At 60.3% G+C, this 12,000-nt stretch carries 9 protein-coding genes and 1 pseudogene; 6 read left to right on the top strand and 4 right to left on the bottom strand.

The window, feature by feature from the left end; all coding sequences use genetic code 11:
* Positions 1 to 35 precede the first annotated feature (35 nt).
* Both OKW45_RS37150 and OKW45_RS37145 read right to left on the bottom strand, forming a co-directional pair.
* Positions 36 to 1,403: a tetratricopeptide repeat protein gene (locus tag OKW45_RS37150; RefSeq protein WP_429473728.1), complete on the bottom strand. Its 1,368-nt coding sequence runs from the start codon at positions 1,401 to 1,403 to the stop codon at positions 36 to 38.
* Positions 1,404 to 1,413: 10 nt separating this feature from the next.
* Entirely contained in the window at positions 1,414 to 1,767 is a 354-nt protein-coding gene (locus OKW45_RS37145) for a TIGR00366 family protein (protein ID WP_429473727.1), read from the bottom strand.
* Positions 1,768 to 2,192: 425 nt separating this feature from the next.
* Here OKW45_RS37145 and OKW45_RS37140 point away from each other — a divergent pair.
* Positions 2,193 to 3,375, top strand: a pseudogene (locus tag OKW45_RS37140) (IS91 family transposase).
* Positions 3,376 to 4,112: 737 nt separating this feature from the next.
* Here the strand turns inward: OKW45_RS37140 and OKW45_RS37135 are convergent.
* Both OKW45_RS37135 and OKW45_RS37130 read right to left on the bottom strand, forming a co-directional pair.
* Complete coding sequence (locus OKW45_RS37135) at positions 4,113 to 5,174, bottom strand: YncE family protein (RefSeq protein ID WP_429473726.1); 1,062 nt, start codon at positions 5,172 to 5,174, stop codon at positions 4,113 to 4,115.
* Positions 5,171 to 6,436 (bottom strand): MFS transporter, encoded by a 1,266-nt coding sequence (locus OKW45_RS37130; protein WP_429474034.1) that lies wholly within the window; start codon positions 6,434 to 6,436, stop codon positions 5,171 to 5,173. The genes OKW45_RS37135 and OKW45_RS37130 overlap by 4 nt, the downstream gene beginning before the upstream one ends.
* Positions 6,437 to 7,297: 861 nt before the next feature.
* Between OKW45_RS37130 and OKW45_RS37125 the strand changes: the two genes are divergently transcribed.
* From OKW45_RS37125 to OKW45_RS37105, 5 genes are all read left to right on the top strand, one after another.
* Positions 7,298 to 7,714, top strand: coding sequence for a hypothetical protein (locus OKW45_RS37125; RefSeq protein WP_429473725.1), 417 nt, complete (start codon positions 7,298 to 7,300; stop codon positions 7,712 to 7,714).
* A gap of 1,499 nt (positions 7,715 to 9,213) precedes the next feature.
* Positions 9,214 to 9,411, top strand: a complete 198-nt coding sequence (locus OKW45_RS37120; RefSeq protein ID WP_026226204.1) for a hypothetical protein — start codon at positions 9,214 to 9,216, stop codon at positions 9,409 to 9,411.
* A gap of 241 nt (positions 9,412 to 9,652) precedes the next feature.
* Entirely contained in the window at positions 9,653 to 10,228 is a 576-nt protein-coding gene (locus tag OKW45_RS37115; protein ID WP_429473724.1) for a phasin family protein, read from the top strand.
* A gap of 164 nt (positions 10,229 to 10,392) precedes the next feature.
* Complete coding sequence (phbB, locus tag OKW45_RS37110; RefSeq protein ID WP_429473723.1) at positions 10,393 to 11,136, top strand: acetoacetyl-CoA reductase; 744 nt, start codon at positions 10,393 to 10,395, stop codon at positions 11,134 to 11,136.
* A 28-nt stretch (positions 11,137 to 11,164) separates the two neighbouring features.
* Positions 11,165 to 11,323, top strand: a complete 159-nt coding sequence (locus OKW45_RS37105; protein ID WP_162634005.1) for a hypothetical protein — start codon at positions 11,165 to 11,167, stop codon at positions 11,321 to 11,323.
* Positions 11,324 to 12,000: the final 677 nt, after the last annotated feature.

The raw sequence follows: 12,000 nt of genomic DNA, 5'->3' as shown, positions 1-12,000 counted from the left end.
GGCCGCCACGGTGGCCAAGGTGGTGCGGTGCCCGATCATGTCGACTCTGTCTGACGACGTAAATCACGCGGGCCTGCATGAGAGAGGGATCGGCGAATCATCATCTGCTCGAAAGCGTCCACGATGCGTTGTACGTAACCGTTCTTGTGTTTCAGCGGACCGTCGTCGCGTTCGTAATGCACCAACATCGTTGCATTTGCTTCGAAGACGAACACGCGGCCGTCCGGCAAGATCGTGAAGTCGATGCCGGCGTAATCGAGCGCGAGCCGTTCGCCGATGTTCGCGATGGCACGTAAAGCGCGGTCGCCGATCGCGCCACGCGGATCGGCGAGAAACCGGCGCTCTTCATCGAGCTTCCACGCCTGCGCCTCCATATCCGCCGAGAAGTAGTGGACCATCCAGTGTGGCGAGATCGCGAGGTGATACGCGAACGGCTCGCCGTCGATAAAGATCATCCGGTACTTGCGATAAAACCCATCCGCGTCGCGTGTATCGTGGAACGCGCTCAGGTAATGCGCGCCGTCCATTACGCGTAAATGAGCGTTAAGTGTGTCGGGGTCGTCGCAGCGCACGAGGCCATCGCCGCCATGCGAGGCGACCGGCCGCAACAACAGTGGAAACGTCAGCCCGTTATCGGCGACGCGGCGCGCGAGCGGTTCTTCGGCGCCAGTCGGTGCGATGCCGAGCACGCAATGCGCGCTTACCACGTCGGTTAGGCCACGCAGCAATTCGGGCAGCCAATGCCGCCGCGTGCGCGCCACTACGGCCGAGCGGTTGAGCACGGGCCGCGATGAGCGCGACTCGAACCGAGCGAGGCGCTTGGCAATCGGCTCCGCGATGTCCGGATCGCCGAGCGCGTTGAACACGATGTCGAATGGCGGAAGATTAGCGTCTTCTTCGTCGAGGGCGTGATCGATTGCGTATTTAATGCGGCAATTGACCGTACCGGGCAGCAACGCTGCGAACGGCACGTTGCCGGTGCCGCTGCCGCTACAAAGAATCAACACGCGGCGCGTCTCGCCGCCCGTCTGTTCGATGAACACGCGCTGAGACTGGTACGCGCGCTCGCGGCATGCCGCGGCCTCGTGTTCGTCGTCCTGTTCGGCGTGGATCGCCGCCAGGTTCAACCAGGCGACGGCGGTATTGGGATCGATATCGAGCACGAGACGATACCAATGCGCAGCGGCCTCGTAGTCGCCTTTCATGAAATAGCCGGTGGCGACGTCACACAGATTGCGCGTTTGTGCGACGGACGGTTGCGCGGCGAAAGCGTCGAGCGTTCGAGCGGCGATCAGATTTGCGAGCGCGGCGAGTTCGTCGCCCGCCGTGCGACAGACGTCGGCCTGCCTACGGTAGAACTCTGGATTGAGCTCGCCCGCCGCGCGGGGTTCTTCGATGGACATGGGATCTCCGTCAGCTCAACACGGGCGCGGCCCGTGTCTGGATGTGCGCGGCGAGGGCGCGTTGCCGGCGCTGCACGGCCAGCACATCGGCGATGGCGTAGCCGGTCGCGAGGATCAGAATCATCTGCAACGCGAGGCCGGGGATGTTGAACGTGCCGCCGTGCAAGGCAGTGGGCATCGTCGGCAGCGATGCGCACGGCGCGAAGAATGTGGCCAGAAGGTAGACCACCAGCGTCAAGCCGATTGAAAGCACGAACGGGTTAGGCATGACCTGTTCGAACACATAAACCAGCGATGCTACGAACCTACGGCTCGGCACGGCGTTCTCCGTATTGGCCGACGAACTGCTGTTTCTGTTTTCCATGGCGTGTCTCCTGCAATTGCATGTCGTTATGCAGCTTACGCTGGTGTGGACCATCGGCGCTGCATCGCGGGCACGCCACCGATCCCGAGCATTACAGGTAGGTTGCATAACCACCACAACGCCGCGCGCGACGCAGCCAATAGAACGTTTGAAATTTTAATAGTCGAAGCGCTCATGCGCACCTAAACAATCAATGCAGATCGTTCCTCATGCTTCAGGGATGCTACTGGAGTCTCTACCTGGAATGGCTGCTTTTGGGCGAGCTGAAGGGCGGTTTGGGGTCGCTATGTAAACCTCTGCAGTCAAGTCTATTGCCTGCAGGCAATAGACTTGAGACCACAGCGCTTTATGCCCAGGTCGCCACCGATATTCTGCGTGAGGTGGTCAGCCCTCTTGATGGTCTGAATCCCGCGTAGGTCGACGTCGTGGCGCATCGCGCGCTGGAGGTGGCCGACGTCTTTCGCTCTCTTGATCCAGCGTGGCGTCAATCCGCCCACCTGAACCTCGGGCAACTGAAGGTGATGTCGGCGATCGAACAGTGCCGCAGCGCGGCGCTGGGTGGACACGTGTTGCGCTGTTCCGGCTGCGAACACATCGAGGTTGCCTACAACTCGTGTCGCAATAGACATTGCCCAAGGTGCCAGGCTACCGCGGCGCGTCGGTGGCTCGAAGCGCGTGAGGCGGATCTCCGTCGAGTATTACCACGTCGTCTTCACGCTGCCGGCTGCGATCAGCGCGATTGCGTATTACAACAAGGCCGTCATCTACGGGCTGCTGTTCGATATCGCAGCCGAGACGTTGCGCACCATCGCCGCCGATCCGAAGCATCTCGGGGCACAGATCGGCGCCACGCTCGTCCTGCATACCTGGGGCTCCGCGCTCACGCATCATCCCCATGTGCATGGCATCGTTCCCGGTGGTGGGTTGTCGCCCGATCGAAGCCGGTGGGTAGCATGCAAGCCAGGTTTCTTCCTTCCCGTGCGCGTGCTCTCACGCCTGTTCCGGCGACGCTTCCTCGAAGAACTGGAAGCGATCTATCGCCGCGGCCAGTTGCGCTTCTTCGGCGAATATGCCGGGCTCAACGATGTCACAGCCTTCACCGAATGGCTTGCGCCGATGCGAGCATGTGAATGGGTGGTGTACGCCAAGCGCCCGTTTGCCGGACCGAAAGCGGTGTTGGCCTATCTGTCGCGTTACACGCACCGCGTCGCGATCTCCAACCAACGCCTGGTCGCGCTCGACGAACACGGCGTCACCTTCCACTGGAAGGATTACCGCGTGGACGGACGCACACGCAACAAGACCATGACGCTCGAAGCGGATGAGTTCGTGCGCCGGTTCCTGCTGCACGTGCTAGCTGGCGGCTTGCACCGCATCCGCCATTACGGGCTGCTCGCGAACCCATCGCGGCGCGAGAGTCTCGCGAAGATACGCGAGTTGCTGAGCGTAGTGCCTGCCCATATCGAACCCGGCGCTAACGTCGTAGCCACAGCTGCAGTACCGCCAACCTTTGTTTGCCGGCACTGCGGTTCGCCGATGATCATCATCGACATACTCCAGCGCAGCAGGCCTATCCGGGCACCACCTGTTGAGCGAGCCCACGCATGAACATCATCGTGTCAGGATGCACACATCGACTGTCGGCTCTTCGGCAACGAGAGCCAATAGGAGACACCTGCGCCTATCGTTTCGAACGGGCAGTCTGGCGCTGGCCGACTCGGCGCGAGAGCAACCCACCGCTGTGTCGCTGCCACGATCGTGCCAATCAAAGGCCCCAATTCAGCCGCGTTCACATCCACCACGTCCTCAATCGGACCGGACAAATCGCCATAGCGGTGAAACGTTCCGCCCACATCGGAACACTCCGCGGTTTCCTCCCTTGGGGCTTGTAGGACGCCTGCCCGCCGGCTCCTGCGCGAGTTCGCTTGCGCGCGGATCAGGGCAAGCGTCCTACAACCTAAACACGAAGGGACAGTCGCCTCGTCGCACCCAGTGGCCGAAGTGTGCCAGGAAACGGCCAGTCGTGGGCCACTCGCCCGAGAAAGAGCGGATTTCCCTAGAATTCATACTGCGATCCACCATGCGGCGCCCGCGGCATGGTCGGAGCAACAGAAGGCTTGTCACCAGGTGTCGCGGGCGACGATGGTACGTTTTTCTCGCAATCGCCTTCGTAAGATTTCGCGTCGGACATCCCGTATCAGTCGGACGCATACAAAGTCATCCTGTCCTGTCGGCCAGCATGCGATCGCTTACGTCGGAGCAGCAGCGAGGGCTGAGGTAGCAGCCAAAAGTCCCGCGAGGATTGAGCGCATTTTTGTGTCGATGCTCCTGTGTCCGTCATCGTTTCACAGCGACGGCAAAACCCGCCGGGGCGCCATGACGCGCAGCACCGGACGTCCGTCGACGTTCTTCAGCGGGAAATAGGCGCGATGCGTTGATGGATCGACACCAACCACATGCGCGTTGGGCCCGATGCGACCTTCGCCGATTTTCGACACGGTTGAGAGACCCACGGTAAACATCGACACGATGCCTGCTTCGCCAGCAACATAGAGCGTGCCCGGACCTGGATCGAAGGCGAGCACATCGGGATCACCGCCAACGTCGAATGACTGTTCGACATGCCTGGTGAGCAGGTTCAGCGTCAGCAGTCGGTGGTTGCCTTCGCACGCGACGAACGCGAGGTGTCGTTGCGCAACAATATAGAGGCCGTGGTTGCCGCGTGCGCCCGGCAGGTCGATCCGGGCGACGATGGCGTCGGTCGATGGATCGATTTCGACGAGTTGTCCTCGCGACTGGACATTGACGAAGATGTGACGGGATGTTGCATCGTACTGGGTGTTGCCGACTTCGCCTCCCAAAGGGATCGCATTGGTGCGGCGATTGGACTGGGTATCGATCACAGTTTCAGTCCCACCTGTCTCGTCCGATACATAGAGTTTCCGGGTGTCCGGTGCATATGCCATTCCGTCCGGATAAACGCCACCCTGCATACGTGCGGTGATTTTCAGGGTGGCCTCGTCGATAGCAACAACTTCGTTCGTGCCGGTCGCCGACGCGTACACGCGGGACTGTGCCGGTATCACCAGGACGCCATGAACGGCGGCGATGTTTCCAATGCGGGCGACAACACGTGAGTTCTGCGTGTCGAAGACGATTACTTCGCTGTCGCCGAGGTGTGCGATGAACAGCAGATGCCGGTCAGGGTCGTAGCTTTCGTAATCGAGCCGGGTGGCGCGACCTGGCAGCGGGATGTCGGCGACGTGCGTCAACGGTAGTTCGACCGTGGGTGGCGTGCCGGCAGCGGTCGCGCAGTGATGGACGACCAGTGCCCCAATTTCGACCATCAAAAGAATGACGAGCAACGTCGCAGCCCGGCGACGGTTCGTGCCGATACGCTCTTTCATGACGAATCTCCGTCGGGCCTGACGTGACGAAATGCGGCGAGCAGCGAAAGATCGTAGGCAATCTTCAGCGCGCCGCACGCGACTAGCGGAGCACTGAGCCACCCCAGGCCCAGCAATACTCCTGAAAGGGTGGGCGCGAGCGCTGCAGCCAGGCTTCGCGGAACCGCGGTAAAGCTCGCCGCTGCGGGACGCTCCCCGGGCGTGACGACCGACATCACGTAGGCGCTGCGCGTGGGCACGTCCATCTGTGAAAGAGCACTGCGTGCGAGGAGCAGCGCGAGGGTCAGCGTGAGGGAGGGCGAAAACGCTGCGACAATCAGGCATACGCTCGAGGGGATATGCGTAAACACCATCGTGTTGAGCAGGCCGATCCGGCGCGACAACGGCGGCGCGGCCAGTTGAGAGCCGGCGCCAAGCAGCCCTGCCCAGAAAAAGAACTGGCCGGCTGCGCCGAGCGAAAGGCCGAACCGCTGGACCAACCACAAGGTCAGCAGCGAGTTGACGAGAAGTCCGCCCGCAAAGGCGTCAACGCTGAAGAGCATCGCAAGGCGTATGACGATTCCGCGTGAAGGCCCAAGCGCCACGCGCGGCGTGTCGGTCCTGGACTCGCGTGCCGGCAGACGCCGGTAAAGGAGCAGGATCACGAATCCTGCCGTCGCGTAGACGGTGAACATCGCGCGTATCGCCGTGAGTGGCGAAACGCCCGAGTGGACGCTGATCGAATCGGGCAGGCCAGCCGCGAGGGAGCCGACTGCAGCGGACAGTCCGCCGATGAGGCTATATCGTGCAAACAGGGCGGTTCGTGCGTCACGCGTTGCGGATTCGGCGAGCCTTGCATGCTCGAGCGGAAGAAACAGGCTGACATCGCCGGAACTCGGGTTCAGCGTGCCGATGAACGCGACGACGAGTAGCGGCCACAGTGAAGACAGGCCTGCGAAACAAAGACCTGTAGCCGTCATCAACACCGCCGCGAAGAGCAACAGGCCCCGCCGTGCAAAGCGATTGCCTGCGAGACCCACCAGGGCCGTCGCAACGGCCGATCCGAACAACGTGGTCGTGCTGATGAGCCCGACAGCCAGTTCCCCAAAGCCGAGCGCCAGCAGATATCCGGGTAGCAGCACCGCGATAAAACCATCGCAGATGCCGCGCAGTCCACGGGCAACAAGCAGGATCGAGGCGCCGGGGTCGACGCCTTCGGGACGGAGCAATGTAGACAGCCGTGCCCTGACTGCTCGCTTGGCTGTGCATCGAGGTATGCGCATCGTCCTTGCACCATGTAAAGAGTGCGTCATAGAGGAGCATGCCATAACGCTCCTGTTCGTGACCGTTGGCAGAGGTACATGACAACCCAATGGATATCGCCAAGGCCAGTTGCTTCCGGGACAAGGTTTCTGGATATCGAACGCATTACCTTCAAATGGTCGCGGTCGATGCAACGACAAACGCCCGAGACGATTTAAAAACGGGATGCGCAACTCTTTGATTGTCCTGTAGCTCGCGAAATATGCCCGACGTTCAGGCCGTTGCTTGGCGGGCGCTGAAGTCCGACAGGCTCCTCGTAGCCACCCTTTCGGGCTCCAGACGCGAGATCTCGGGCTGACGTCAAGCGTCGGAGAGATTCTTCGCCGCGAGCTTCGTCACGTCGAATGATGGCCGCGGGGCGCGACTGGAAAGTAGCGCGTTGGCGAACCAGGCAGCACGTCGGTGAACCGGGAAGCCACTCGGATCGTTCGAATCTTTTGTGTTCTCCGCCACGGCGCGCGCCGGAAAGCGGCTTCCCACGCGACATCGGGCGGAATATTTCGAAGCCCATTCACGTTCTATTACCGAGGTTCGCCTGCACTGGCGAGCACGGTCCTTCATCCGCGATGAATTCACGCGCGCAATGCGTGCAAGCCTGCTTGCACCGTTGCGTGAAGGCGAAGCGATGTGCGCCGCGAACAGTGGTCTCCAGCGGCCACGACGATGACGAGGGTTCCTAACCATGCATATTGGCGAACGTGCCTACTGACCCGCGACGGTCATCGAGAGAACAGTTGCTCCACTAGCCTTCGGAGCCGGCGACCCCGGCACCGTGGTTCAACGCGTCTTGCGGCAACGCGGCCCTTTCGAGGAGAAATATCATGATCGACAGAAACCATACTGCGTTCGTGCTGGCGGCGATTGCGCTCGGCGTTGTGCCGCTGAGCGGTCATGCGGACGAAACGATCCATGTCAAGCTAACGGACAACACGATTCAACTCGATCCCGGCACAGCGAAGGCCGGACGCGTCACGTTCGAGGTGATCAACGCAGCGAACGGCAATACCGAACATGAGTTCGTGGTGCTGAGGACAGACGTGGACGACGCCCATCTGCCCGTTCACAAAGGCCTGGTTACGGAAAGCCGGTTCAAGAAAATGGGCGAGGTGGAAGACTTGGCGCAGGGTTCGACCAAGCGCCTGTCATTGAAGCTTGCGCCAGGACGCTACGTGCTGATTTGCAACCGGCCGGGGCACTATGAGATGGGCATGCACACATCGTTCGTCGTTGCGCGCTGAGGCGAAGCACAATTGTCCCGTCGTTGCAGCACATCGATAGCGACGCGCTACTTTGCCACGTCCGTGGGGAAGGCTCCGGTCGAGCGGATCAGCCCCTTGATTCCAACAGCCGGAGTTCGACGATGATCAGTCATTTGGCGAGCGAATGCCCACCGGGTGCAACGGGTCGAGAGTGTGATTTCGCTGATGCAGGAAGCTGCCGCCCGGCTGCCCGATGCCGCCACCGTCAGCAGTCCGCCATATTGCCGACGTAGAACCAAGTCCGTCCCAATGGCCGCTCGCTCAGGCCGATGGGACAACATCAACGGCCGGCCGCTAACTGAGCGGAGCCGACGTCTGAAGGTCCGAGCGACGCGACGCGCGAATGACGCTTCATGGCCGTCAATCGCCTTACGCTACAGCAGGAAGACCAGCTACGGGCGCGCGAGATGTAACTGGCACCAACCGACGTCCGGCATCGTGGCCATTCTGCAACGCCTGCGGCAGCGATTGGCATAAGCCCGCGCCGCGGCAAATGCGGCAAATGCGGGAACGCGGCCTCTCGCAAATATCCAGACGAAATACCTGATTGATTCGGGAATGCAGATGTGTAGGATGAAGCTAACGTCAGCGCCCTGTGCGCGGCGTGTGTGTTCAGGCCGCAGCAATGTCTGCGGCTTTTTTTTGCATTCGGACTATCTCCGGCGCTTGCACCGGGTATCCGGTGCCGCTAACTTCGACGGCACAAATCGCCGTGCAGAGCTACCGGAGGGAAAACGGCGCCTCGGGTGTCGCCGAACGTCGGTATGGGCTTTGGCGTGACTGAGTTCAACTGGAAGGCCGGACCCAGCGCGACAACCAGCATCGGATTTGTGGCGGTCGTGAGGATTCGCAAGGCCCGTGCCGCTGTCGCCGTGTTCTCCCCCACTGCGCTTCGGCGAATCGCGCGGCACGCCATTTTTCAGCGAAGCTGATGCGCTGGTGGGCGGCTCTACTGCAGGATGACGTATTGTCGATGACCTGTTGACTTCCCTTCGCGACAGCGGGAGAAGTCAATGCTATTGAGCCTTTAGCTGGTCAGAATTCTGAGAATAAGCGACTCGCATATGATGTAATAAATATTTCTCAATATAAGGTTTTAAGCGGCCATGTCTGAAAAAGACACTGCCCTATAAACGCCATATTCAAATATGAATAGGGGCGCTGCACGGCGCCATTGATTGGACTGCCAATTCAGACATCGAGGTGCGCGTCCAGATGGCCCGGTCCCAGCCCATCAAGGTTTCCACGGTCACTCGCCGGCAGGGAATGGCAAGCGTCGCCTTTCCGCAGGCTAAATAAGCAGACAAATCAAAAAAGTACTCCGCATATTGCAATTGAAAACTGAGCGGTTATGATGACGTCTCTGTCAGGTTTTCCTTAACGTTCGCTTTGCTCGGCAAGGGAAACATTTGCCGCCATTCTCCGTGAAGAGGGTAATTAATGCTCGCGGCGCAGACAGACTAAATCGAGGAGACAATATGCTGAGTCCCCATGAATTCGCCACCCTAATGCTCATCAAGGACGCGCCGGATCAGATCGAACTGGGCCGCGCCGAGCTCGACACGCTGCTGGAGCGTCAACTTATATCACTGGAAAGCCGCGCCTCGGGCCATCCACGTCCTCATGTCACAAGCGAAGGCGCTTCCATTCTCAAGGCCGTCGCGCGAAGGCGCTAGGGAATTGCGGCGCGTGCCGCTGCCCCACGCGGCGAGCGCGCCGAAGAAAAACTAAGCGAAGTAGCTTTCGAGGGACCTTAATGTGTAGTGCCACTTGCTGTAACGACCCTCCGAGTAGTCGCGACGCATGCTGCCTGGCAGGCGTCCTTGCGCTTCGGTCCATCCATTATCGCCATTCGTCGCGCGAAACCCGGTCGATCGGGGCTCCGTGCGGCGGACTGAATCCTGAGGAATTTCAATAATGGCTCTATCGAGTCCCGAGCAAATCGCCGCATCGCAGAAGGCTGGCCTCGACGCATTCTTCGGATTGACCGGCAAGGTCCTTGAAGGCGTCGAAAAACTGGTCGCCCTGAACCTGCAGGTCGTCAGGTCCACGCTGGCGGAGTCGCAGGAGAACCTGACGAAGGCGCCCGGCACAACCGACCCGCAGCAGTGGTTGACGCTGCAAGCCGGTTTCACCGCGCCTTTCGCGGAGAAATCACTGTCATACGGCCGTCAACTCTTCGACATCGCGTCAACCACGCAGGCTGAGGTCGCGCAAGTCGCACAGACGCAGTACGAACGGTATAACGCACGCATGCAGGAATTCATCGAGGAAGCGGCGAAGAGTGCTCCCGCGGGTTCCGAAGCGGCGATCGCCGCGTGGAAGTCCGCGATCAGCGCCACCACCACGCTGTGCGAATCGCTGCAAAAGACGGGGCAGCAGGCCGTGGAGATGGCCGGGACCAATCTCGAAGCCGTCACGGCCTCAGCGTCCAAGGCCGCCAAACGTAGTGCCGCCGAGGCGGCTGCCGTGGTCGCGAGCGCGAAGCACTAAGACTCAGGCGGGCAGCGATGCCCGCGTTATCGGCTCCATATCTATATGTAGGATTCCTTCTATTCATTTTGGATAAGGATCCGGCATTTCAATGCATCCAAGACTTGACTGAAGGCAGTGTTGCTCCAGACGGGCACGCCGCCTGAATTTGTGAGGACGATTCGATGGCAAAGCAGATCGCGGTAGTAACGGGTGGCATGGGTGGACTGGGCGAGGCGATCAGCATCAAGTTGCATGACGCCGGTCATGCGGTCGTAGTTACCCATTCGCCGGGCAACACCGGTGCGAACGAGTGGCTCGCACGCATGGAAGCCGAGGGACGACAGTTCCGCGCGTATGCGGTCGACGTCGCCGACTACGACTCATGCGAAAAATGCCTGGCGCAGATCAGAGCGGAAGTCGGACCGGTCGACATCCTGATCAACAACGCCGGCATCACGCGCGACGCCAGCTTCAAAAAACTGGACAAGGTCAATTGGGACGCGGTAATCCGCACCAACCTCGATTCGGTGTTCAACATGACGAAGCCGGTGTGCGACAGCATGGTCGAGCGCGGCTGGGGCCGCATCATCAACGTGTCGTCGATCATTGGCTCCAAGGGTGGGTTCGGCCAGACCAACTATGCGGCGGCAAAGGCCGGCATGCATGGTTTCACGAAATCGCTGGCGCTCGAGGTGGCGAAAAAAGGCGTCACTGTCAACACGATCTCGCCCGGCTATATCGCGACGAAGATGGTGCTGGCGGTGCCCGAGGACATCCGCGAGACGAAGATCATTCCGCAGATTCCGGTCGGCCGGCTCGGGCAGCCGGACGAAGTCGCCGCACTCGTGCTGTACCTGTGCTCGCGCGAGGCTGGCTTCGTGACCGGCGCCAACATCGCCATCAATGGAGGGCAGCACCTGCAGTGAACCCGAGAGATCCGCAATGGAGGTTCCCATGAGCGAAGAAGTGGCAATCGTCGTAGGTTCATTCGTGCTGGTGACGGCAACAGCGTTCGTCGCCGCTCACTATCACCGGGAGCAAATGCGCCGAAAACTGCTTAGACGGCTGGATTACCATCGCGACTGGTGGGATTGGAGCAGCGCCCGGCATTGAATCTCTGCGCTCGCCCCCTGTGGTTGCGGTACGGGGGGTGATTGTATTGATCGCTTGTTGATCTGGTCAGCGTCGACATCTTCGTCTTGCATGATCGCCGAGAACTCCCCAGTTTTAGCGTTCGCGAGAATCAGCTTGGTCATGCTCACGCGATACTGCGGACAAAACCGATCCTAAGCGGAAGCCAAACCGCTTCCGCCGTTACCTTCATCCAATCTTCAATCCATCGCGATTGGGCGAACTCACCGGACGAGTGTGTCGTCTACGACCCGCTGCCCAGCGCTGAACCCTGCCATGAGCGCGGCGGCTTCCGTCGCGAAAGGCTGCTGGTTATCTGCTGTCAGGCGTATCGGCGCAATTATGGGCCGAGTAGCTCCCGCCGTTCTAATGTGCACGACGGCGATGAAGCCACGCGGTGGCAGCAATGTAACGTTGCCAGACGCTTCCCACACTGGTTCAAGCTCGACCACGATCTCGAAGCCTTTGTACGTGTAGATTCTTTTCATCTGTCTATTTGAATTGCAACGCCACTGTCTCGCACTTTGCGAATTCAATTCTTCGACGTAGGCCCCCTCTCCCGTTCCGCAAGGAGGGTTCGCGGAAAGTGCTGAGCAATTTTTTCAGGGGGACACCATATTGATCTTTGTTTCAAAGATGGGGCTGGTGGGCCGCATGGA

The organism is Paraburkholderia lebeckiae, assembly GCF_050436225.1.
In the GTDB taxonomy this organism is placed as follows: domain Bacteria; phylum Pseudomonadota; class Gammaproteobacteria; order Burkholderiales; family Burkholderiaceae; genus Paraburkholderia; species Paraburkholderia tuberum.
The sequence above is the reverse complement of the archived record's forward strand: the minus strand, read 5'-3'. Positions and strand labels throughout refer to the sequence as shown.